The 24535-nt window shown below is 42.2% G+C and carries 23 protein-coding genes; 11 read left to right on the top strand and 12 right to left on the bottom strand.

Going from position 1 to position 24535, the window contains the following annotated elements:
* Positions 1-14: 14 nt before the first annotated feature.
* The 10 genes from SC428_RS11835 to greB all read right to left on the bottom strand — a co-directional run bounded on the left by SC428_RS11835 (position 15) and on the right by greB (position 10051).
* On the bottom strand, positions 15-845 hold the full coding sequence (locus tag SC428_RS11835; protein ID WP_140179697.1) for an ABC transporter substrate-binding protein: 831 nt from the start codon (positions 843-845) through the stop codon (positions 15-17).
* 568 nt (positions 846-1413) lie between these two features.
* Complete coding sequence (phoU, locus tag SC428_RS11830; protein ID WP_070929466.1) at positions 1414-2127, bottom strand: phosphate signaling complex protein PhoU; 714 nt, start codon at positions 2125-2127, stop codon at positions 1414-1416.
* 13 nt (positions 2128-2140) lie between these two features.
* On the bottom strand, positions 2141-2917 hold the full coding sequence (gene pstB / locus SC428_RS11825) for a phosphate ABC transporter ATP-binding protein PstB (RefSeq protein ID WP_070929468.1): 777 nt from the start codon (positions 2915-2917) through the stop codon (positions 2141-2143).
* 37 nt (positions 2918-2954) lie between these two features.
* On the bottom strand, positions 2955-3836 hold the full coding sequence (gene pstA / locus SC428_RS11820) for a phosphate ABC transporter permease PstA (RefSeq protein WP_070929470.1): 882 nt from the start codon (positions 3834-3836) through the stop codon (positions 2955-2957).
* 1 nt (position 3837) lies between these two features.
* Complete coding sequence (gene pstC / locus SC428_RS11815) at positions 3838-4794, bottom strand: phosphate ABC transporter permease PstC (RefSeq protein WP_070929472.1); 957 nt, start codon at positions 4792-4794, stop codon at positions 3838-3840.
* 131 nt (positions 4795-4925) lie between these two features.
* Complete coding sequence (pstS, locus tag SC428_RS11810) at positions 4926-5969, bottom strand: phosphate ABC transporter substrate-binding protein PstS (RefSeq protein ID WP_140179701.1); 1044 nt, start codon at positions 5967-5969, stop codon at positions 4926-4928.
* Between the two features lie 317 nt (positions 5970-6286).
* A complete protein-coding gene (locus SC428_RS11805; RefSeq protein WP_318707863.1) occupies positions 6287-7117 on the bottom strand; it encodes a hypothetical protein in 831 nt (276 codons plus the stop codon).
* Between the two features lie 197 nt (positions 7118-7314).
* On the bottom strand, positions 7315-8646 hold the full coding sequence (gene envZ, locus SC428_RS11800) for a two-component system sensor histidine kinase EnvZ (protein WP_081336022.1): 1332 nt from the start codon (positions 8644-8646) through the stop codon (positions 7315-7317).
* On the bottom strand, positions 8643-9362 hold the full coding sequence (gene ompR, locus SC428_RS11795) for a two-component system response regulator OmpR (RefSeq protein ID WP_008914404.1): 720 nt from the start codon (positions 9360-9362) through the stop codon (positions 8643-8645). The genes envZ and ompR overlap by 4 nt, the downstream gene beginning before the upstream one ends.
* 203 nt (positions 9363-9565) lie before the next feature.
* A complete protein-coding gene (gene greB / locus SC428_RS11790; protein ID WP_140186292.1) occupies positions 9566-10051 on the bottom strand; it encodes a transcription elongation factor GreB in 486 nt (161 codons plus the stop codon).
* A 161-nt stretch (positions 10052-10212) separates the two neighbouring features.
* Between greB and SC428_RS11785 the strand changes: the two genes are divergently transcribed.
* The 4 genes from SC428_RS11785 to SC428_RS11770 all read left to right on the top strand — a co-directional run bounded on the left by SC428_RS11785 (position 10213) and on the right by SC428_RS11770 (position 15778).
* Positions 10213-12546, top strand: a complete 2334-nt coding sequence (locus SC428_RS11785; RefSeq protein WP_272580505.1) for a Tex family protein — start codon at positions 10213-10215, stop codon at positions 12544-12546.
* 348 nt (positions 12547-12894) lie between these two features.
* Positions 12895-13125: a ferrous iron transporter A gene (gene feoA / locus SC428_RS11780; RefSeq protein ID WP_070929478.1), complete on the top strand. Its 231-nt coding sequence runs from the start codon at positions 12895-12897 to the stop codon at positions 13123-13125.
* A gap of 40 nt (positions 13126-13165) precedes the next feature.
* Entirely contained in the window at positions 13166-15484 is a 2319-nt protein-coding gene (gene feoB, locus SC428_RS11775; RefSeq protein ID WP_070929479.1) for a Fe(2+) transporter permease subunit FeoB, read from the top strand.
* Between the two features lie 9 nt (positions 15485-15493).
* The gene (locus tag SC428_RS11770; protein ID WP_081336023.1) at positions 15494-15778 is read left to right on the top strand and encodes a FeoC-like transcriptional regulator; all 285 of its coding nucleotides are present in this window, start codon (positions 15494-15496) and stop codon (positions 15776-15778) included.
* Here SC428_RS11770 and bioH read toward each other — a convergent pair.
* Positions 15714-16493: a pimeloyl-ACP methyl ester esterase BioH gene (bioH, locus tag SC428_RS11765; RefSeq protein ID WP_140186294.1), complete on the bottom strand. Its 780-nt coding sequence runs from the start codon at positions 16491-16493 to the stop codon at positions 15714-15716. The two genes, SC428_RS11770 and bioH, sit on opposite strands and share 65 nt — an antisense overlap.
* Positions 16494-16526: 33 nt before the next feature.
* Between bioH and SC428_RS11760 the strand changes: the two genes are divergently transcribed.
* The 7 genes from SC428_RS11760 (at position 16527) to SC428_RS11730 (ending at position 23869) form a co-directional block, all read left to right on the top strand.
* Positions 16527-17210 (top strand): phosphoribosyltransferase family protein, encoded by a 684-nt coding sequence (locus SC428_RS11760; RefSeq protein ID WP_318707862.1) that lies wholly within the window; start codon positions 16527-16529, stop codon positions 17208-17210.
* A gap of 190 nt (positions 17211-17400) precedes the next feature.
* A complete protein-coding gene (gene nfuA / locus SC428_RS11755) occupies positions 17401-17979 on the top strand; it encodes a Fe-S biogenesis protein NfuA (protein WP_070929481.1) in 579 nt (192 codons plus the stop codon).
* A 179-nt stretch (positions 17980-18158) separates the two neighbouring features.
* Entirely contained in the window at positions 18159-18482 is a 324-nt protein-coding gene (gene glpE / locus SC428_RS11750; RefSeq protein ID WP_070929482.1) for a thiosulfate sulfurtransferase GlpE, read from the top strand.
* Positions 18483-18498: 16 nt separating this feature from the next.
* Positions 18499-19344: a rhomboid family intramembrane serine protease GlpG gene (glpG, locus tag SC428_RS11745; RefSeq protein WP_070929483.1), complete on the top strand. Its 846-nt coding sequence runs from the start codon at positions 18499-18501 to the stop codon at positions 19342-19344.
* Between the two features lie 24 nt (positions 19345-19368).
* Positions 19369-20127 carry a DeoR/GlpR family transcriptional regulator gene (locus tag SC428_RS11740; RefSeq protein ID WP_070929484.1) on the top strand — a complete coding sequence of 253 codons (759 nt, stop codon included), beginning with the start codon at positions 19369-19371 and terminating at the stop codon, positions 20125-20127.
* 273 nt (positions 20128-20400) lie between these two features.
* Positions 20401-21909 (top strand): glycerol-3-phosphate dehydrogenase, encoded by a 1509-nt coding sequence (gene glpD, locus SC428_RS11735; RefSeq protein ID WP_070929485.1) that lies wholly within the window; start codon positions 20401-20403, stop codon positions 21907-21909.
* Between the two features lie 391 nt (positions 21910-22300).
* Positions 22301-23869: an ATP-binding cassette domain-containing protein gene (locus SC428_RS11730; protein ID WP_318707861.1), complete on the top strand. Its 1569-nt coding sequence runs from the start codon at positions 22301-22303 to the stop codon at positions 23867-23869.
* A 134-nt stretch (positions 23870-24003) separates the two neighbouring features.
* Here SC428_RS11730 and SC428_RS11725 read toward each other — a convergent pair whose 3' ends face one another.
* Positions 24004-24498, bottom strand: a complete 495-nt coding sequence (locus SC428_RS11725) for a DUF2569 family protein (RefSeq protein WP_140186298.1) — start codon at positions 24496-24498, stop codon at positions 24004-24006.
* Between the last annotated feature and the right edge of the window lie 37 nt (positions 24499-24535).

The following is a 24535-nucleotide window of genomic DNA, read 5'->3' as shown; positions in this document are numbered from 1 at the left end:
TTAAGAACTACAAATTACTTTTGCTGATCGAGCGGCGCGAATTTAAAATCACCGCGTGGTTGAGCAGCTTTTGTATCTGGACCAAACCAGCGGTTATAAATCACTTCTGCTTGACCCTCTTTTTCGAGTTTCAATAACGCTTCGTTGACGTTTTCAACTAGACGCTGTTCACCTTTAGAGGCTGCCAGCGCTTGATATTCGCGTGTAATACTGAATGGTGAAATTTCAAAATCCGCTTTTACTTTTTCAGGTAAATTACCTAATAAACCAACCAGTTTTGCATCATCTTGAGTGATTGCTTGCACATTACCATTACGCAGAGCAGCGAACGCCTGTGGAGTATCATCATAAGAAATCACTTTAGTATCAGGATAACGTTCACGCAGCGTCACTTCTTGAACAGTCCCTTTATCGGCACCGATACGCAGTGGCGCAATATCATCAGGGGTTTTTAACACGCCTTTACGAGCGATAAACTTCTGCCCTGTCGCAAAGTCAGGGATAGAAAAATCCACTTGTTTCGCGCGTTCATCAGTAATGGTGAAATTAGCGCCAATTAAGTCTACTTTACCTGAAGTTAGCAGTGGAATACGGTTAGCGGGATTGGTTGGACGCAGTTCTAATTTCACGCCAAGGTTATCAGCGATCGCTTGCGCGATATCAACATCGTAGCCCGTGAGTTTTTTGCTTTGTGGGTCAATAAACCCAAATGGTGGATTGCTATCAAACACTGCGACACGAATAACACCAGCTTGCTTGATGTCATCCAGTTTATCTGCCTTGGCAACGTTAGCCAGCAGCGCAAATCCTGCAAGTAATGCAGTAGTTAAAACACGAGCTTTCATTGAACACCCCTGACGGTAAATTTGTGTAAATCGACCATCTCAAGTTATCAAGGAAGCCTTATTTCTTGAAATACTATTAATTAATATATTTATAATAAAAAGGAATATGAGTATTGTGTTTTAAATCGTGTCGCGCATTGCTGGCGAAGAGAACATAAAAAGTAAAATATAATTTACCTAAGAGCCGATAAGTTAATTATTTTTTACCTTAAGGGGATTTTATCTGTAGCGTAACCGAACGCTCTGATGGGAATGCACACAGAATTGAAACATTGGTGATATTGGTGATATTGGTGATATTGGTGATATTAATATTAAAAATATATAACACTCTAGAAAATGAGAATAAATCTAAATATGCATGCCCTAAATAGTTCGCTCTACAGCTAGGCGGCAAAAGAGCGAAGCCCTAGGAGCATACATAAAGTATGTGACTAGGGTTCGCGATTGCAGCCAACAACGCTGTGGAGCGAAATATGACGGGCATATGGAACCCTAGGAGCATACATAAATATGTGACTAGGGTTCGTGATTGCAGCCAACAACGCTACGGCGCGAAGTATGACGGCTATTTTTTGGTCATCATTTTCTCTAGCTGATCCCCGCCTACATGCCTGAAATCTTGGCCTTTAACATAGTAGAATATAAACTCGCAAATGTTTTGGCAGCGGTCACCGATACGTTCGATAGAGCGCGCGCAAAACAACGCAGTGAGTACGCTAGGTATCGTTCTTGGATCTTCCATCATGTAGGTCATCAGTTGACGCACAATACCTTCATACTCTTGGTCAACTTTTTCATCTTCACGATAGATACGAATAGCTTCTTCCAGATCCATACGGGCAAAAGCGTCCAGTACATCATGCAACATTTGTACGGTATGGCGGCCTAATGATTCAAGGCTAACCAGCAGCGGTTGATGCTGATGAGAGAATTTTTCGAGTGCTGTTTGGCAAATTTTATCAGCCACATCACCAATACGTTCTAATTCAGCAATCGTTTTTGAAATTGCCATTATCAGACGCAAATCACTTGCCGTTGGTTGGCGTTTAGCGATAATTTTCACACATTCTTCGTCAATTGCCACTTCCATCATGTTGACTTTGTGGTCATTTTCGATAACTTCGCGTGCTAGAGCCTCATCCTGATTGTGCATGGCAGTGATCGCCTTGGTGAGCTGTTCTTCAACTAACCCTCCCATGGTCATCAATTCAGTATGGATATGTTCCAGTTCAGCATTGAACTGCCCAGAAATATGTTTGTTGTGGTTCAGCGTATCCATAGTCGGCTCCATATCAACCGTAACGGCCAGTAATATAATCTTCAGTTTGTTTCATTTCAGGTGTGGTAAACATCTTGTCTGTTTCATTGAACTCAATCAGCTCACCTAAATACATAAAGGCCGTATAATCAGAACAACGTGCAGCCTGTTGCATGTTATGAGTCACAATCACCACGGTATATTCAGATTTTAACTCGCTGATCAACTCTTCAATACGTCCTGTTGAAATGGGGTCGAGAGCGGAACACGGCTCATCCAGTAATAATACTTCTGGGCGGATCGCAATGCCTCGCGCAATACATAAGCGTTGTTGCTGACCACCAGATAAGCTATAACCACTTTGGTGCAGCTTATCTTTTGTTTCATTCCACAGTGCGGCTTTAGTTAGTGCCCATTGAACACGCTCATCCATATCAACACGTGATAATTTCTCAAATAAACGTACACCAAATGCAATATTGTCATAGATTGACATCGGGAATGGGGTTGGTTTTTGGAATACCATACCAACTTTGGCGCGTAATAGAGCGATATCTTGCTTATCCGTCAGGATATTTTGACCATCTAACAGAATTTCACCTTCTGCACGCTGTTCGCCATACAGCTCGTACATTTTGTTAAAAGTACGCAGCAGCGTTGATTTACCGCAGCCTGATGGACCGATAAATGCAGTGACTTTATTTTTTTCAATATCTAACGAGATATTTTTTAACGCGTGGAATTTTCCATAATAAAAGTTAAGGTCACGTACTTTAATTTTACTGTTTGCAATTTCATTTGCATTAATCATGGCTACTTCTCTCTATAATTCTTTATTCGATCCGGGTTTAGTGTTTTTTCTGAGCAAACACAACGCGAGCGATAATATTTATTAACAGGACACAGAGGGTGATCAACAGAACCCCTGCCCACGCCAGTTCTTGCCATTCAGAGAACGGGCTCATCGCAAATTTGAAGATAGTTACAGGTAGGTTAGCAATTGGCTCGCTCATATCTGTACTCCAGAACTGATTCGATAATGATGTGAACAGTAATGGGGCAGTTTCACCTGCGATACGTGCAATAGCTAATAAGATACCCGTAATGATCCCGGATACTGATGCTTTCAACGTAATAGATAAAATCATTTTCCACTTTGGCGTACCTAGCGCATATGCCGCTTCACGCAAGCTATCAGGTACCAATTTGAGCATGTTTTCTGTAGTACGAATCACGATAGGGATTTGCAATAATGCTAATGCAATCACCCCTGCCCAGCCAGAGAAGTGTTGAACTTGAGCAACAACGATAGTGTAGACAAATAGGCCAACAACAATCGAAGGTGCGGAGAGCAAAATGTCATTAATAAAGCGAGTGACAGATGCCAGCCATGACTTACGACCGTATTCAGCTAAATAGATACCCGCTAAAATACCGAGCGGAGTCCCTATCACAGTCGCCCATAAAATCAATAATCCACTACCTGCGATCGCGTTAGCCAGACCACCACCTTCAGTGTTTGGTGGAGGAGTCATTTCAGTGAACAGATTCAAGGACATACCATCAATCCCTTTTGTCACTGTTGAGAACAGGATCCAAACCAACCAAAACAGCCCAAATGCCATGGTTAACATAGAGACAAACAAAGCCATGCGGTTTACTTGGCGACGCCATGCTTGCCGGCGAGCACGTTCTTTGTCATTAACAATCATGTGTTGAGATGTCGACATATTAACGGCCCTCGTTCTTCGCTAAACGCATCACCATCAACTTGGATATTGCGAGAACAATGAAAGTGATAACAAACAAGATCAACCCAAGTTCCATCAATGCAGAAGTATGTAAACCACTTTCCGCTTCAGCAAATTCATTCGCTAACGCTGAAGTAATACTGTTACCCGGCATAAATAATGAGAAACTATCTAATTGGTAAGTGTTACCGATCACGAAGGTAACAGCCATAGTTTCACCAAGTGCGCGACCAAGGCCTAGCATAACCCCCCCAATGACCCCGTTGCGAGTGTAAGGTAATACAATGTTCCAAATCACTTCCCATGTGGTACAACCGATACCATATGCGGACTCTTTCATCATGACAGGGGTTTGTTCAAATACGTCACGCATTACTGAGGCAATATAAGGAATGATCATAATGGCAAGGATGATCCCCGCGGCCAAAATACCAATCCCAAATGCAGGACCTGAGAAAAGCTCGCCGACGATCGGGATGCTCGACATCACGTTGCCAACAGGCTCTTGGAAATATTCAGCAAACAGAGGCGCAAAAACAAATAGCCCCCACATACCATAAACAATACTTGGAATTGCGGCGAGAAGCTCAATAGCAATACCCAACGGGCGCTTTAACCAATTGGGAGCAAGTTCAGTTAAGAACAATGCAATACCAAAACTAACAGGTACAGCAATAATCAGAGCGATCAGCGATGTCACTATCGTGCCATAAATTGGCACAAGGGCACCAAACTGCTCTGCGGGAGCATCCCACTCTTTGGTCCATAAAAACGAAAACCCAAATTTCTGCATACTCGGCCACGAGGCAAAAATAAGGGAAATAATGATGCCACCAAGCATTAACAATGTGATTAGCGCAGCAATCTTAACTAATGCGCCAAATATCACATCGCCTGACTTACTCGGTGCTTTAAATGCCGTTGTTTTTTCGGCCATGCGCTTTTTCTCATCCTACACCTACTTTACTAGTAGGATTTAGTTACTACGTTAGAAGGCGGATGGTGTTCCTCATCATCCGCCTACCATTACCAGCCTTTAGGAGGCTCTCGCCTCTCTTGCCTCACATCTTAGAACAAGGGTTTCCCTTGGCTATCTTTAATTTCTGTTTTCCATGCTGCACGAACTGCGGTAACCACTTCTTGAGGCAGAACCGCGTAATCTAGCGCTTCAGCCTGTTTGCCACCTTTTTCATAACCCCAGTTAAAGAAGTCGAGAACCGCTTTACCTTTCTCGGCATTCGCTTGGTCTTTATGGACTAAGATAAATGTGGTTGAAGTGATTGGCCATGCGTTATCGCCATCACGGTTAGTCAAATCTTGAGCGAATGATTTCGACCAATCCACTTTTTTCGCAGCTGCGCTGAAACTCTCACCTGTTGGTGAAACGACCTTACCATCAGCAGAAACTAACTTAGTATAAGCAAGGTTGTTTTGTTTTGCATAGGCGTATTCAACATAACCAATAGAGCCCGGTAAGCGCTGAACAAAGGCGGCTACGCCATCGTTACCTTTACCGCCGACACTGTTTTTCGGCCAATTAACGGTTGAACCCGCGCCGATATCATTTTTCCAATTTGAGCTGACTTTTGACAGGTAGCTTGTGAAGACAAAAGTGGTACCTGAACCATCAGAACGTCTAACCACAGCAATGTTTTGGTCTGGCAGGTTCGCATCTGGGTTTAATTTAGCGATAGCGGGATCATTCCATTTAGTGATTTTACCCAGATAGATATCACCTAACGTTGCACCATCTAAAGTCAGCTGCCCTGACTGAATACCTTTTACGTTAACCGCCAATACCACACCGCCAATCACGGTTGGGAACTGAAACAAACCATCTTCTTTTAGTTTTTCATCAGTCAATGGCGCATCTGACGCACCGAAATCAACTGTTTTTGCATTAATTTGTTTAACACCACCAGAAGAACCGATCCCCTGATAGTTCACTTTATTACCTGTTTCTTTCTGATAAGAGTCCGCCCACTTAGCATAAACGGGTGCTGGAAAGGTTGCTCCTGCACCGGTTAAGCTTGTGGCAGCAAAAGAAGACATTGCAGTCATTGAAAGGGTTGCTGCCATTACGCTAGCTAAGGTTGTACGCATCATTTTCATAATCCCTCCGGGGATGTATAGAAACAATTAAGTGTAAATTGTTGGTGAAATGTCACGGTAGGAAAAATAGGACAATTTGATGACAGCAACATGTCTAATTTATGACAGTTTTATGACAGTTGATTTTTTTGATATGCCGATTGTCAAAAAATATCAACTTAATTAACAAAATAATCAGCAAAATCAAATAGTAATTATTTTGTCATGAAGTCAGTCTGTATTGAAACAAAAGTGATAAGCTGTCATAAAAAGATCTGAATCAACATTAGATATAAATCAATAAACTCGTAAATACGAGTTTATTGATTGAAAAATAATTAATCACTTTCTTTTAATTTAAATATTGGATGCTCTTTAAGTTGGGCAATTACCTGATCCATGCCTGCTTTACCATCCCCATGAGATTGCGATTCTATTCTTTTAGCAATACCGTCAAACTTCGCTATCGGTGGTGGTGATGGCGGTGTATTTATCGAACCCATTTTTTCATCAGCGGTGACTTGATATTTCTCTGCATTCTTCTTAAACACCGAATGTTCTTTTAATTGCGAAATAACCGCATCCATTCCAATTTTACCTTCCCCATGGGGCTGTGATGCAGTTCCTTTAGCAATACCGTCAAACTTCACCATCGGTAGTGGTGATGGAGGTGTATTTATCGATCCCGTTATTTCATCAGTGGTAACTTGATATTTCTCTGCATTCTTCTTAAACACTGAATGTTCTTTTAATTGCGAAATAACCGCATCCATTCCAACTTTACCTTCCCCATGAGGTTGTGATGTCGTTCCTTTAGCAATACCGTCAAATTTCGCCATTGGTGGTGTAATGAGTGAATTTACGGATGGCATCGGAGGAGGAGGGGGCGGTGTAACTACTCTAGAATCGAGTGATGGGACTAAAGATAATGTGGGAGCTGTTTTCACTGATACTGCTTTTAAATTTATCGGAACTTGCTCACGAAGCTGTGTATCTTTAGGCTTCACTGTTTTTTGTAAGCTAAAATGTTCTAATTTATTAATAAATCTTTTTATTTTCTTTAAAAAACTCGTTTCACCACTCTTTTTTGGATAATTTGTTTTTATCTTTGAATCGTGAAAACGTGTCACAGAATTTCCATTACTCGCTATTCCTTTCATATTGTTCATATCATATACCCCAATAATTTTATTCCCGCCAATTATCAAAGTAAAATAACCACTAAGTCTTTTATATAACGATGCTATTATTTATAAATTATGTAGTTTTGCTTTATAGGATGAATAACTAGGAGAGAACATACCTGAAAAGTAAGAAGCAATAAGATGACAAAAGCCGCTAGAGCGTCATCAACGCACCATATAACTCACTCTTCTTTTTCTTTTAACGGTAGGTGTGCACGAATGGCAAAGCCGCCACGTTCGCTTTTATGAATTTCGATATTACCTTCGTGGGCATCGACAATACGGCGGATAATCGCTAACCCTAGACCCGTACCGGTATTACTACGTGCTTTTTCCCCCTGTACAAAAGGTTGGAATAAGCGTTGAATATCTTCTTCTTTGATCCCTGCACCATCATCTTCCACTTGGAACCAAACCGAATCTTCATTTTTACCACTGCTGACTTTAATCCACCCATTCCCATAACGATACGCGTTGACAATCATATTCGTGATAGCACGCTTAATCGCTAATGGGTTACCATTAACAATCAAATGACCCGGCTCAAATGCCGTTTCAATTTCGCCTGTCACGCTACTTTCTGAGGTAACCGCTTCATTTAAAATTGCGTTCAGGTCACAGAACTCCATATTCATTTCTTGACCTGTTTTTAGGTAATCCATAAATTGGCCTATGATTGCATCACACTCTTCAATATCTTTATTGATTGATTCAGCAAGATAGCCATCTTCAGGACTCATCATTTCCGTTGCTAAACGAATACGAGTGAGAGGCGTACGCAGATCATGGCTGACCCCAGCCATCAATATGGTACGGTCATTTTCAAGCGTTTTGATTTCAGCTGACATATGGTTAAACGAGCGGATCGCCGCTTTCACTTCGGTGGCACCTTTCTCTTTCATCGCCGGTAAAATCACACCTTTCCCTACTTGGCTCGCATGATATTCAAGCTCAAGTAAAGGTTTGTTTTGGTAACGAATATATAGCCAAACACCAGCAAAAATAGATAGAAAGATCGCTAAAGTGTAACGGAACACCAAAGAAAATTGGTTCTGCCCGATTTCAGTCAAAGGGACTCGCACCCAGATATCAGGGGCAAGATAGGAAGTTAGCCATAAGATCGGATATTCACGGCCAAGCTCTAAGCGTACCTGAGCTTCACCGCCAATATAATCAGACATGTTTTCACTGAGAAAATCATACTCTTTAGCCCAATTCAAACCTTCTTCCATTGCTGCTGACTGGGCATAAAAGGTAATACCTAATTCATTATAGATTTTTTTTCGTAAAGCAGGTGATACCCGTACTGTGGTTCCGTCTTGCAACACCATTTTTTCCGTCATTAATGTTCGCACTTCATAAGCCAGTACTTTGTTGAATTGCTGCAAACTTGGCATTACAACAAAATTCAACACCACCATATAACTGGTGACTAAGCTGGCAAAAAGTAACGCAACGAACAAAAATAACGAGCGAGAAAATGTACTACGTCGAGAGAACCTCAGTCGCTTCATGCTTTACTGCCGTCCGGTACAAATACATAGCCCAATCCCCAAACAGTTTGGATATAACGTGGGTGAGCTGGATCTTCTTCAACCATACGACGTAAACGTGAAATTTGGACGTCAATCGAACGTTCCATCGCACTGTATTCACGACCTCTTGCTAAACTCATTAGCTTATCACGAGATAATGGTTCCCTTGGGTGTGAAACCAGTACTTTCAGTACCGCAAATTCACCACTCGTTAAAGGCATATTTTCTTCACCTTGGAACATTTCGCGCGTACCAAGATTGAGTTTAAATTTCCCAAAAGTGATCACTGCATCGTCTTGAGATGGCGCGCCTGGTAACTCATTCGCTTGGCGACGTAATACTGCACGAATACGAGCCAATAATTCACGTGGATTGAAAGGCTTAGGTATATAATCATCTGCACCAATTTCTAGACCAACGATACGATCCACTTCTTCGCCTTTTGCGGTCACCATAATAATTGGAATTGGGTTGTTTTGACTGCGTAAGCGGCGACAAATTGACAGACCATCTTCACCTGGCAACATTAAATCTAGCACGATTAAATGAATAGATTCTCTAGTTAAGATCCTATCCATTTGCTCGGCATTCGCAGCACTGCGAACTTGAAAACCTTGCTCTGTCAGGTAGCGTTCTAGCAAGGCACGCAAACGCATATCATCATCGACGACAAGAACTTTATAACTTTCTTGCATTTTGTAGCCCTCAAGATGTGCAATCTATCGAAATTATTTTTAAAAATTAAGAATATACTATCATATTCCAAGCTGCCTGAGTGTCACCGTCATATAACCAATAACAGCCATCAAACCCGAATTATTTTGTGTATAAGCTAAATATAAAATAGTTAATGTTATAATTTACCATCAACTTGAAATTTAATGAATAATTTTACACGTTATCCGGTTAGTGGTTTATAACTAATATCTAAGACGCAATAGTTCACAATTCCACCAGGAGTACGTACTGTAATTTCATCGTCAACCTGCTTACCAACTAGTGCGCGAGCCACTGGAGAGTCAATAGATATCCAATTTTTTGCTGGATCAAATTCATCAGCACCCACTAACCGGAATATTCTGATATTTTCATTATCATCTTCAAGTTTAACCCATGCCCCAAAAAAAACACGTCCTTCTTGCCTTGGGTCAGGTTCAACTATTCTCAGTTGATCCAGTCTTTTAGACAAAAAACGCACACGACGGTCAATCTCTCGTAAACGTTTTTTGCCATAAATATACTCCGCATTTTCTGAACGATCCCCTTGTGCGGCCGCCTCAGAAACAGATTGAGTCACTCTAGGGCGCTCTTCTCTCCAAAGATATTTAAGCTCTTTGTCCAGCGCATCCCAACCTTCACGTGTAATTAAAAGACTCTTATTCATATTTTTAATCAATTAAAAAAGAAGTTAGATAATTATAAATTATACGCAAGACCTTTCTTTGATTTGAATAAACTTCACCCTAGAAATTCTGCGCCTATGCAAGTATAACAGTGCAATGAATTTTTTAACTGTTCTTTGATGATTAGGTATTAAAAAGCGACATGAATGAAACTCTAAGCCAGATAATCGCAGCAGAGCTGCAAGCACAACCTAAACAGGTATTTTCTGCTATCACCTTATTGGATGAAGGTAATACCGTTCCTTTCATTGCTCGATATCGTAAAGAAGTAACGGGTGGGCTAGATGATACGCAGCTTCGTCAACTTGAAAGCCGTTTAGGGTATTTAAGAGAGCTAAATGATCGTAAGCAAACCATTCTTAAATCAATTGAAGAACAACAAAAACTAACCCCCGAACTTGCTGCCGCTATTAACGAAACACTCAATAAAACTGAACTTGAAGACCTCTATCTCCCCTATAAGCCTAAACGTCGTACCCGTGGGCAAATTGCTATTGAAGCAGGCTTAGAGCCTTTAGCTGATGCTTTATGGAGCGATCCAAGCCAATCGCCTGACGAATTAGCACAAAACTACGTTAATGAACAACAAGGAGTGGCAGATACCAAAGCGGCTCTTGATGGTGCACGTTATATTTTAATGGAACGTTTCGCCGAAGATGCCAGCCTGTTAGCTAAAGTTCGTGACTATTTAATGAAAAATGCCCATATTGTTGCCAAAGTAATTGATGGTAAACAAACTGAAGGTGCAAAGTTTAGTGACTATTTTGAACATCAAGAACCTGTCGCATCTGTACCTTCTCATCGCGCGTTGGCTATGTTTCGTGGGCGCAATGAAGGCATTTTACAACTTTCACTTAATTGTGACCCTCAGTTCGAAGAACCACCAAAAGAAAGTTACTGTGAAGAAATTATTACCCGCCACCTTGATGTTCGATTAAATAATCAACCAGCAGACCAATGGCGCAAAGCTGTCATTAGTTGGACATGGCGTGTGAAAGTTCTGTTGCATCTCGAAACAGAAATTATGAGCGCATTGCGTGAAAAAGCCGAAGAAGAAGCAATCAATGTATTTGCTCGTAACCTCAATGACCTACTGATGGCCGCGCCAGCAGGTATGCGCTCAACGATGGGACTCGATCCCGGCCTACGTACCGGTGTTAAAGTTGCGGTTGTTGATGCAACAGGAAAACTGATTGCGACTGATACTATCTACCCACATACCGGCCAAGCGGCAAAAGCAGCAGCCATTGTTGCAGCATTATGTCAAAAACATCAGGTCGAACTGGTGGCAATTGGTAATGGTACCGCATCAAGAGAAACAGAACGTTTCTTTGCTGAAGTGCAAAAACAATATCCAGAAGTGACAGCACAAAAAGTGATCGTCAGTGAGGCGGGAGCATCCGTGTACTCTGCATCCGAGCTAGCAGCACAAGAATTCCCTGATTTAGATGTTTCCCTACGCGGCGCCGTTTCTATCGCACGTCGCCTGCAAGATCCTCTCGCAGAGTTGGTGAAAATTGACCCGAAATCTATCGGTGTAGGCCAATATCAGCACGATGTTAGCCAAACTCAGTTAGCACGTAAACTTGATGCTGTCGTTGAGGACTGCGTAAACTCAGTGGGTGTTGATTTAAATACCGCTTCAGTTGCGCTACTCACTCGAGTCGCAGGTTTGAGCAAGATGATTGCTCAAAACGTCGTCAGTTGGCGTGATGAAAACGGTCGCTTCAATGATAGAAAGCAATTATTAAAAGTAGCTCGCCTTGGCCCTAAAGCTTTTGAACAGTGTGCGGGTTTCCTGCGCATCACTAATGGAGATAATCCACTTGATGCATCGACGGTTCACCCAGAAGCCTATCCAGTGGTTGAAAAAATCCTTGAGGTTGTTCGCCAGCCACTCAAAGAAATCATGGGTAACTCACAGGCCTTGAATAACTTAAGTCCGCGTGATTTCACCACAGAGCAATTTGGTGTGCCGACAGTTACCGATATCATTAAAGAACTAGAAAAACCGGGTCGTGACCCTCGTCCTGAATTCAAAACTGCCACCTTTGCTGAAGGTGTTGAAACCATGAATGATTTAACACCTGGCATGATCTTAGAAGGCTCAGTCACTAACGTCACCAATTTTGGTGCCTTCGTGGATATCGGTGTTCACCAAGACGGCTTAGTACATATTTCATCGCTTTCTAACAGCTATGTTGAAGACCCACATAAGGTGGTTAAGGCTGGTGATATTGTTAAGGTGAAGGTGATTGATGTTGATATCCCTCGTAAACGTATTGCACTCACGATGCGTCTTGATGAACAGCCGGGAGAGTCGAATAGCTCACCTCGTCGAGCCAATAACCAAGCCGATAAGGGCGCACGTAAAGCACCTACACCACAACGTGACATATCACGAAAAAATAACGCCTCAGCCGGCAACAGTGCAATGAGCGATGCTCTTGCTGCTGCATTTGGCAAAAAGCGTTAATCAACCTCAACCTCTACAATCATTTTAATAGATTGATTGTAGAGGTTTTTTATTATCACCAAACCAATTTCATTCAGTTAATAATTAAAAAAGTGAATACATTGAAACTTCTTTATTCACCTCAATCATTTCCTTGAAACGCCGTTTCTTCCTCGTAAACACAATATATCGTTGATCCACATCAATTCAATTTGACGAAAAAAGAGGCTAAATATAGCTAATCATTGATGATTATAATTCTTATTATTAATTAGATTTATTTCTGTTTAACCACGTTTTTTGCTTGTGTATATCTATATTTCTAATAATAATTATCAATATTATTACCCATAATGAATGGAAGGCTTTATGTCATTACTTCCTCAACACAGTTATAAAATATTGGGATTCTCACCAGAGATAAGCCCCGCTTACCGACAAAAACTATTATCATTAGGCCTCTTGCCCGGCTCTATTTTTAAAGTTGTCCGCTTCGCACCTTTAGGCGATCCAATACAAATCGAAACTCATCGAGTCAGCTTAGTACTGCGCAAAAAAGACTTAGCACTACTCAATATTGATGAAGCCACTTCGGCGTAACAAAACGCAGCAATCTGAACGTTACTATTGGTAAAATTTTATGAAACCACTAACTATCGGCCTAATTGGCAATCCAAATGCCGGTAAGACCACCCTATTCAATCAATTAACTGGTTCTCGCCAACGAGTGGGGAACTGGGCGGGTGTGACCGTTGAAAGAAAGGTTGGCCGTTTTAATACACCAGAGCATAATATTGAATTAGTTGACCTTCCCGGCACCTACTCGCTAACCACGATTTCAGAACAAACATCGCTAGATGAGCAAATTGCCTGCTACTTCATCTTAAGTGGTGAAGCCGATATGTTAATCAACGTAGTGGATGCGTCTAATTTAGAGCGCAACCTTTATTTGACGCTGCAATTGATTGAGCTAGGCGTGCCATGCATCGTTGCACTGAATATGTTAGACATTGCGCAAAGCCAACACATAGATATTGATATTGAACAGCTCCAACAGCAGCTTGGTTGCCCTGTGATCCCATTGGTTTCAACGCGTGCAACAGGGATTGATAAACTCAAACAGGCCATTGATAGCCATCCACAAAACAATATGCAAGCGCTGGTTGAATACCCAACCGCATTGCTACAGGAAGTGGATTCCTTATCAGAACAAATATCAGCGCAGCAGTTTAGCCAGCAACAACGCCGCTGGTTAGCATTACAAATTCTTGAAGGTGATATTTATAGCCGCCAGCGCGCGAATATCTCGAATGAACAACTACATGCAACTCAGCAAAATCTCAAAAATAGCTTAAACGAAGAGCCTGAATTACTGATTGCCGATGCGCGCTACCAATCCATTGCTGCAATCTGTGAAAAAGCGATCAATAACAGCGCCGCAGAACCAAATAAACTTACACAAACTCTTGATGGCGTGATCCTCAATCGCTGGCTGGGTGTACCGATTTTCTTATTTGTAATGTATTTGATGTTTGTATTGGCCATCAATATTGGTGGTGCATTACAACCTTTCTTCGAAGGCGCCTCTGAAGCGATCTTTATTCATGGTATACAGTGGGTTGGAGCTTACTTCAGCTTCCCTGATTGGTTAACCATTTTCCTCGCTCAAGGCGTTGGTGGTGGTATTAACACCGTTCTGCCATTAGTACCACAAATCGGCATGATGTATCTGTTCTTATCTATCTTAGAAGACTCAGGTTATATGGCTCGCGCTGCATTTGTGATGGACAGATTGATGCAAGCTTTAGGCCTACCGGGTAAATCATTCGTCCCACTTATCGTCGGATTCGGTTGCAACGTTCCTTCCATTATGGGGGCTCGTACATTAGATGCGCCACGTGAGCGCTTAATTACAGTATTAATGGCCCCTTTCATGTCTTGTGGCGCACGTTTAGCTATTTTCGCGGTGTTCGCTGCGGCTTTTTTTGGTAAAAACGGTGCCAGTATCGTGTTCTCCCTTTATCTACTCGGTATTGTCGTCGCCATTCTGACGGGTTTGTTACTCAAACATACTTTAATGCGCGGCGAAGCATCTCCTTTCGTGATGGAACTACCGGTTTATCACGTGCCACACGCGAAGACTTTGCTGATACAAACTTGGCAGCGTTTGAAAGGCTTCGTGATCCGAGCCGGTAAAGTCATTGTTGTGGCGAGTATGTTTATTGGTGCGCTCAATAGCTTCTCGTTGTCAGGAGAGCCTGTTGATAATATTAATGACTCGGCTTTAGCTTCTGTAAGTAAAGTGATCACCCCGGTGTTACAGCCGATTGGAGTACACACTGATAACTGGCAAGCGACCGTTGGCTTAATTACCGGTGCAATGGCTAAAGAGGTGGTAGTGGGTACATTGAACACGCTTTATACCGCTGAGAGTATCACCACTGAGCCTTTTGATGCGGCTTCCTTTGACTTACTTGCAGAGCTTGAAGATGCCGTCTCTGAAACATGGGATAGCTTAAAGGAAACCTTTACGTTGAGTGCGCTTTCTAACCCGATCGAAGCGAGCAAAGGGGATGGGGAGATGGCAACAGGCTCTATGGGAACCATGGCGGCTAAATTTGGCTCCGATATCGCAGCCTACAGCTACCTGATCTTTGTGTTGCTGTATGTGCCTTGTGTTTCAGTGATGGGGGCGATTGCACGTGAAACAAATAAGAGTTGGATGACCTTCTCTATTTTATGGGGGCTTAACGTTGCTTATAGCTTGTCAGCCCTGTTTTATCAAACAGCAACATTCAGCCAACACCCACAAAGTAGTGTGATCACTATTATTGCGGTCGTGGTATTTAACCTTGCGTTGTTTACGGTATTACGTCGTATGCGTAGCCGAGTCACACTAAACTTAGCCAACAAAACGGCAAAATCCTGTTGTGACTGTTCAGATAAAGTCTGTCATTAAGAGGTAAACATGGTCAGCTTGTTACAAATCAGAGACTTAGTGGCGCTGTATGGGCAAGCTGACCTTGATCTGCTCAGCGAACAACTTAAAGCCCCCAAACCCTTGATACAAGCAATGGTAGACAAGCTCATCGCCATGGGAAAATTGAAAAAAGTAGATTTAAGTGCCTGTTTAACAGGCACTAGCTGTAAAGGTTGCCCCGAAAGCAATGACTGCTCACACTATGTGCTTACCCTTCCAGACGCGCTAAAAAATCCAACACATACTCACAAAACTCATCAGGGTGAGAAATAAAAGGAGCATGAGCACTATGGCGCATCACTACTGAAGGAGAGTTCGGATACATATCATCCAGTATAGTCGCAACTTTACGTGGCACTAAACCATCTAGATAGCCATAAATACGCAAAAATGGCACGGTAAGATCCTTTAACTCTTCACGTAAATCCACAACGCGCAAAATTTCCAAACCTGCATTGAGGATATCCACTTTGGGTATTGGCTGTTCGAGTACTACCGTTCTAAGCAGTTTGGCATCATTACGTGCACTTTCAGTCCCTAACGTTTGTAGCGCTAAAAAACGCTCCACTGTACGTTGGAAATCCATTGCAAGTTGCTGCTCAAAGCCCAATAACACCTCGGACTTGATCCCCGGCCAAGCATGGTCATGAGCTTGAAAACTTGGTGATGATGCCACCGTGATCAAACCTTTCACCTCAGCAAAATGGTCGAGAGCAATACGGCTTGCCACTAAGCCACCGAGTGACCAACCTAACCAAATGGCATGCTTAGGTGCTTGTTGCCATACCGTGTTAGCCATAGATTGCACATCCATAGCGTCAAAACCTTGGCTACGCCCATAACCGGGTAAGTCAATTAAATGCAAACGAAAATGCGAACCCAATCGAGGAACGACTGAACGCCACACTTCCGCATTCAATCCCCACCCGTGGAGGAGCATAAGATCTTGAGCCCCCTCTCCAATTGTCTCCCAATAAAGCTGTGTCATGGTTACACTCTCTTTTTTCACAGGAATATGCTTATGCTAACAATGCAAGGTGCCTGTTGGCTATGCCTACAAGCCTTAAAATTAACTCACCATGGCATTTGTTCTTTTTGTCTTAGAAAGTTACCTTCGATGCCAATCTGTTGTCTTTGTTGTGGATTACCTACAGAGCATAACCATCTGGCTTGTGGCCGTTGCTTACAGCACCCGCCTTCATGGCAAAGGCTAATTAGCGTTAGTCCTTATCAACCACCTTTACGCAAACTGATCCATCACTATAAATTTAACCCACAACCTCAATTAGCATTTGTGTTAGCAAGGGTATTCGTTTTGCATTGGCTTAAGGGGTATCGACAACATTTTTGGTGCAAACCACAACGGTTAATTACTATCCCATCACACCCCAAACGATTATGGATGAGAGGGTTTGACCATATCGCCTCAATTGGTGAATATTTATCCAATTGGTTAAATATCCCATATTCACGAAATTCATTATTGCGTACTCGTGATACACTGGCACAAATAACATTAAAACGTAATTACCGTCATAGTAATCTTAATGGCGCATTTACCTTAACCGGTTCCGTTGTAGGACAACATATCGCGATTATTGATGACGTGTTGACGACAGGAACCACCATGCAAACAGCGGCACAATTGCTGATTTGTGCGGGAGCACAGACTGTACAGGCTTGGACGATATGCCGAACCTTGTAGTATAGGGGCAAATGGGCGTATTATAACCAACTAATGCGGTCAACTATACCCCAAATAATTCGAGTTGCAGTTAGGCGACAAGTGAAGATAGACGGGGAGCATAGATAAACTATGTGACTCGGCTAGCTGAACGTAGTCAACAACACTGCAACTTGAAGGATTTCTGGTAGATTATTAAATTGAGCAAATTATGATTAATATTACTGAAGCAGCACAGGCTCATTTTGCCAAATTGTTGGAAAACCAAGAGCCAGGCACCCAAATTCGCGTGTTCGTTATTAACCCGGGCACACCTTCAGCTGAGTGCGGCGTATCTTATTGCCCACCAGACGCCGTTGAAGCGACTGACCAAGAGCTAAAATTTGAGCGTCTATCCGCTTACGTAGATGAAATCAGTGCACCATTCCTCGATGACGCTGAAATTGATTTCGTCACCGACCAACTTGGTTCACAACTGACACTCAAAGCACCTAACGCTAAAATGCGTAAAGTGTCTGATGACGCTCCGCTAATCGAGCGTGTTGAATACGTCCTACAATCACAAATTAACCCGCAACTGGCAAGCCATGGTGGTCGCGTATCACTGATGGAAATTACCGATGACGGCTTTGCAATTTTACAATTCGGTGGTGGTTGTAACGGCTGTTCAATGGTTGATGTAACATTAAAAGAAGGGATCGAAAAAGAACTTCTGAAAATGTTTGAAGGCGAGCTAAAAGGTGTGAAAGATCTGACTGAGCACCAACGTGGTGAACACTCGTTCTACTAATTGCTGAAAACTTTTTCGCAATTAAATGTTACAGGACAAAGAAGAGGAACTTCTTTTCTTTGTCCTACTCAATGAAAGCCAACGAAATTGGTTTTCATCATTAACTTTAGGACTGCAACTAAACAGCCCTTGTTTGTTACGGTCTGAGTGCCCTTTATTATCTGACTATTCGGTATATTATGGAACAATTTGAGACACTCACCCCTGCACAGGCATACCAACATTGGGTAGATGGCTCCGCAGTTTTGGTTGATGTTCGCGACCCACAAAGCTTCCGAGCTGGGCACGCGAGTGGTGCTTATCATTTAACCAATGAAACTCTCAGTGAATTTCTAGCACAGACAGACTATGAACAAACCATTATGGTCATGTGTTATCACGGCCATAGTAGCCAAGGGGCTGCACAATATCTTATTAATATCGGCTTCGAGTCAGTTTATAGTATAAACGGCGGCTTCGAGGCTTGGTTAAGGGAATATCCACAAGCCGTTACGGCTCTCTAAGTGAGAAGCACCTTTCATGATCCATGTTGTTTCCTTCGAAAATCCCAGAGTTGCTCAGGCATTTGTCGATTATATGGCAAGCCAACATATCCAATTAAAAATTCATACGATCCCAGAGCAACAGCAAGTTGAAATTTGGCTTGATGATGAAACGCAAACTGAGCGAGTGCATCATGAGCTTAAACTGTTTTTACAGAACCCAACCGATCCACGTTATACCGAAGCGAGTTGGCAAACAGGAACAACACAAACTGGCTTTAAATATCGTAACCACCTCACATTAGACTATTTAAAAGCACAATCAGGGCCATTAACCCTTGCTGTCATGCTAATTTGCGCAGGTATCTACCTGTGGTTATCAATGACTCAACATCTTGATGTATTGCGTTACCTTGCATGGCCTAGAGAAGGACAACAATTTGAACTGTGGCGTTGGTTTAGTCCTGCTTTCGTACAATTCTCTCTTTCTCAACTAGGATTTAACCTCGTATTATGGTGGTATTTAGCTAGCCAAGTTGAACGTAGGCTTGGTACGGGCAAGCTGCTAACACTCTTTCTCGTGTCAGCTTTGTTCTGTAATTGGGGCCAATCTATTTATAGTGAATCTAACTTTGGTGGGCTATCTGGTGTCGTTTACGCCTTGATCAGCTATGTTTGGTTAATAGGCGAACGCCAGCCTGAAAAAGAAGTTAGTGCACCACGTGGTTTAATGATTTTTGTGGTTGTCTGGCTCTTTTTAGGCAACTTAGGTATTTTAGGTACTGATATCGCTAATGCCGCACATATATCAGGGTTAATTATCGGCTTATTAATGGGATTATGGGATAATCGCCATACTTTCAAACATCAGAGCTCCAGATGAAGATAATAGACAGAGGCTAACACCGTGAAACAGACCCAGAGACATGATGCAATCATCGAACTCGTTCGCCTTCAAGGCTATGTAAGCACTGAAGAGCTTGTCGAACATTTCGAGGTTAGCCCTCAGACAATCCGTCGTGACCTCAATGATCTCGCTGAACAAAATAAAATTCAGCGCCACCATGGTGGCGCAGCACTCCCTTCCAGCTCTGTAAACGCCGCTTATAACGACCGTAAGATCATGTGGTCAGATGAAAAAGCGCGTATTGCCCAGCGGGTTGCTAGCCAAATTCCAGATGGCGCGACACTGTTTATCGATATAGGTACGACACCGGAAGCCGTCGCCCATGCATTAGTCAATCATAAAAACCTACGTGTAGTGACTAATAACCTAAACGTTGCAACCCTATTAATGGCCAAAGAAGATTTTCGCCTGATCTTAGCGGGTGGTGAAGTGCGCTCACGCGATGGCGGTATTGTTGGTGAAGCAACCTTAGACTTCATCTCACAATTTAGGCTCGATTACGGTATCTTAGGGATCAGCGGCATTGATATGGATGGGTCATTGCTTGAGTTCGATTATCATGAAGTCCGCACTAAACGTGCCATTATTGAAAACTCACGTTGCGTGATGCTCGTCACTGACCATTCAAAATTTGGTCGTAATGCGATGGTTAACCTTGGCAACATGAATCTTATCGACTACTTATTTACCGATCAACAACCGCCAGATAGCATTCAAAAAGTGATTGAACAACATAATGTCCAATTAGAACTTTGCTAATTTTTTGAGATGGTAGACCCTCTACCATCTCATCATTTCTCCTTCATCTCTATCTGTTGCTCCCCTAAAGACGATCGCTCGTTAATGTTCGAACATGTTCATTTCCTCTAAATAAACTTATAACTATTGTGGTTATTGAAAAAAAATTGTTACCTTTATCACGCAGTTGTTGTTTTTTGTCGCTAAATAGTTGGCATATTAATCGGTTTTGATTACAATGAATGAGCGAAAACGAACATTATAGAAAGTGTTTCGAACATCTCAGGGGGATGCATGGAAACTAAAGACTTGATTGTAATCGGCGGCGGTATAAACGGCGCTGGTATTGCGGCAGATGCCGCTGGCCGTGGACTATCTGTATTGCTGCTTGAGGCTCAAGACTTAGCCAGTGCAACTTCATCTGCGAGTTCAAAGCTGATCCATGGTGGATTACGTTATTTGGAACATTATGAGTTCCGCCTCGTTAGCGAAGCACTAGCTGAACGCGAAGTCCTGTTAAAACTGGCACCGCACATTGCATTTCCAATGCGCTTCCGTTTGCCACATCAACCTCACCTGCGCCCAGCGTGGATGATCCGTATTGGTCTGTTCCTATATGATCATTTGGGCAAACGTACCAGTTTACCTGGAAGTAAGGGATTAAAATTCGGTCAAAATTCTGTATTAAAACCAGAACTTAATAAAGGTTTTGAATATTCCGACTGTTGGGTTGATGATGCTCGTTTGGTGGTATTAAACGCTCAAGAAGTTGTTCGTAAGCATGGTGAAGTTCGCACGCGCACTAAAGTGACTCGTGCATACCGAGAAGATGGCCTATGGGTTGTTGAAGCTGAAGATTTACGTACTGGCGAAAAAGCAACGTGGAAAGCGAAAGGCCTAGTCAACGCGACAGGCCCATGGGTGAAAGAGTTCTTTGACGATGGTTTAAAACTCAAATCACCTTATGGTATTCGTCTGATCAAAGGTAGTCATATTGTCGTACCTCGTGCTCATGATGAACCACAAGCTTATATTTTACAAAACGAAGACAACCGCATTGTTTTCGTTATTCCTTGGATGGATGAGTTTTCTATCATTGGTACCACCGATGTTGAATATAAAGGTGATCCAAAAGATGTTCGTATCGATGATAATGAAGTGAACTATCTGTTGAAAGTCTATAACGACCACTTCAAGAAACAATTAACTAAAGATGACATTGTTTGGGATTACTCAGGGGTTCGCCCACTGTGTGATGATGAATCAGATTCACCTCAAGCAATCACTCGTGATTACACATTAGATATTCACGATGAAAATGGCAAAGCACCATTATTATCTGTATTCGGCGGTAAATTAACCACTTATCGTAAACTTGCAGAAGCCGCTGTCGGAAAACTTGCCCATTATTACCCAAATGCGGGAGCAGCATGGACCAAAAATGGTGTACTACCGGGTGGTGATATCGAAGGGTGTGATCGTGACGGCTACGCGCGCTTACTACGCCAACGCTACAACTGGTTGCCTGAAGGGCTAGCACTGCGCTTTGCAAGAACTTACGGTAGTCAAAGTAAGCTGATCCTTGATGGTGCAAATTCCCTCAGCGATCTTGGCGAAGCATTTGGCCATAACGTCTACGAAGCTGAACTACGCTACCTTGTTGAACATGAGTGGGTAACTGAATTAGATGACGCTATTTGGCGTCGTACCAAATTGGGCATGTGGCTGAATGAAAGTGAACAACAGCGCATCGCACAATGGTTGGCTGAGCGTTTGAAAGCAACTCAGCCGGCAGCAATTTAGCAATAAAAATCTCGTTGGCAATGCACTAAAAACCAGTTAGCGTTTAGCTAGCTGGTTTTTACTTTTTAATAAATATGTTACCTAAATAATTCAATGCTCAGCTAGGCGCAAGCAAGTGACTAGGTGTATAAAAAATTATGTGACTGGTGCGAGTGAGCCAAGTCCATCACTTGCAATTTGTAGTGTGACGGGTATAGTTTGCCTAATTAAATAACTAAGTTAATTTCTCACTGTAAGGTATCCCACGACGATGATTTGAGATCTGCCAGAAAATGCTAACAAATACCTCATTCGGTATTTCTTTTTCTATTTTGGCAGACAATGGTCATCCATCGCTTTTATCCCTAAGAGATAACCCAACGTTGTCTGCCCCTGTTCTCAGGAGGTACACATGACTGTTGCATGTCATTTCTCACAACTTAGTATTGAATTTAATCAAACCACTCTATTTTCTCATTTGAGTGGAACCTTGCTATGCCAAAAAAATGCCCTCATTGGCAATAATGGCAAAGGCAAATCGGTTTTAATGCGTCTACTCGCAGAACAAATAACGCCAACATCAGGTAATCTAAAATGGGTGATGCCCTTTATTCATATAGATCAGTTAACCCGTTTACAAGGTAATTCGATTGCCGATGCATTAGGTATCAGTGAACTCACCAATGCGTTTGCAAGGGTTAATTCAGGCAATCCAACACTGAATGATATAAACCTCCTAGAGGATAAATGGCATTTACCTGCCAAATGGCAAAGCCTATTAGATTCAGCCAAATTACCCGTATCATTAGATACCCCCATTAGTCACCTTAGTGGGGGAGAACGCACACGACTTACCTTATGTCGCGCCTTTTTAAATAAAGATCATTTTTTATTATTAGATGAGCCAGATAACTATCTTGATCATGATGGCCGTCAATGGTTAAGCGATAAACTCGCAGAACATAATGCAGGTTCATTGGTGATCACCCATAACCGTGCTTTGTTAGCGCATATGCATACTATTTTTGAGTTAACCGATAAGGGATTACATGAATATGGTGGTGATTATGCACTATATGAAGAGCAAAAAAACTTTGCGACTGCGGCAATTGAAGCCAAAACTGAGCGATTAAGTCACCAAATTCGCCAAGAAAAACGCCAACAACAAGCCACACTGCAAAAAGCAGAACAACGTCGTAAACAAGGTGAAAAAGTTCGCTATAGCGGCTCGCAATCGTTATTGCTGCTTGATATGAAAACCAATCGAGCACAAAAAAGGCAATCAAACGTCGCAGAACGCCATCAAAGAGTCATGAGCGACTTGCAGCAACAACAACAGCAAGCCCAAGATCAGCTAATCCATACTAAACAACAGAAAATGGTGCTGAACTACCAAGCTGATGGGAAGAAAGTCACGGTTTTTGCGTCACAATTACAACTATCTTACGGCTACCTTGAGCCTTTATCATTTACTGCTTATACCGGAGAACATTGGCATATCAAAGGCCATAACGGCAGTGGAAAATCAACATTGTTGAAAACGCTCGCAGGAAAAATCTCTGAGCGAGCAGGTGAGTATCGCATCAGCCCAATGTTCTGCTATCTCGATCAGCACTTAAATTTATTAGATAAAAGTTTACCCGTCGCTGAAGCATTGCAACGTTACCAACCTGCATTGACCGTTGAACAGTGGCGTACTCAGCTGGGTATGCTAAGAATTCGAGGAGATAAATCCCTACAGCCGCTCCATCAACTTAGTGGTGGGGAGCAGCTAAAAGCAACATTATTGGCGCTGATAAATAGTCCAACTCCGCCCGCCGTATTGTTATTGGATGAACCAGACAACCACCTTGATATTGATTCAAAAACATTACTAGAAGCGCTATTACATGACTACCAAGGCACATTATTCCTCGTTTCGCACGACGAGGTATTTGTTGAACAGTGTGGGATAACTCATACCCTTTGTTTAGGTAATTAAACAGCACCGAGCTTTAACCCACTCAATAACCAACTATGAGTCATAGAAACAAGACAAGAAAGGGAATTGCGAGTCCGAAAAAACCACTTAGCCCTCATTTTGAGGGCTTTGTAGCTTTCGGTTTTGATTCAAGACTAGCGAATAAACGTCTGTTTCACTCTGTCTGAAACCAAGAGATATGGGATCCAAATAAAACAATAAAACACACTGTTTACTACTGTCATCATATAGCCATATTTGACTTCAATACCAAAAAAGTTTGGAAATACAAAACGAGAAGCGATGATCATTAAACTGTATAACAGCATAGATATAATAAATAAGACTTTAGCTTTTTTTTGCCATTTTAGTGCGGCAACAAACGTCCATATTAATAACAAAACCAATATGCCATGGCCTGCTTGTAATGAATAAAACGCTGTAGAAAAGCCACTAACATAAAAATCAGAATTAACATTTGTGACTAAATGCCACACTGTTTTGATTTGATTGATATCGAATAGCACCATCATTAAGGTTTGATACAACATATAAAACAAACCAATCACAGGGAAAATAAGCCATCCACCAATCCCCTGTAGTGGTGCTTTTTGTGGAGCCGTTGTAGCAGTCGGCTGGTTTACATCCATTTTTTAATAACCTTATTGCTTAATATACTCTAAACCA

The organism is Providencia sp. 2023EL-00965 (assembly GCF_033550225.1).
Lineage (GTDB): Bacteria > Pseudomonadota > Gammaproteobacteria > Enterobacterales > Enterobacteriaceae > Providencia > Providencia manganoxydans.
Note: the sequence above shows the minus strand (reverse complement) of the source record. Positions and strands in the feature narration are given on the sequence as shown.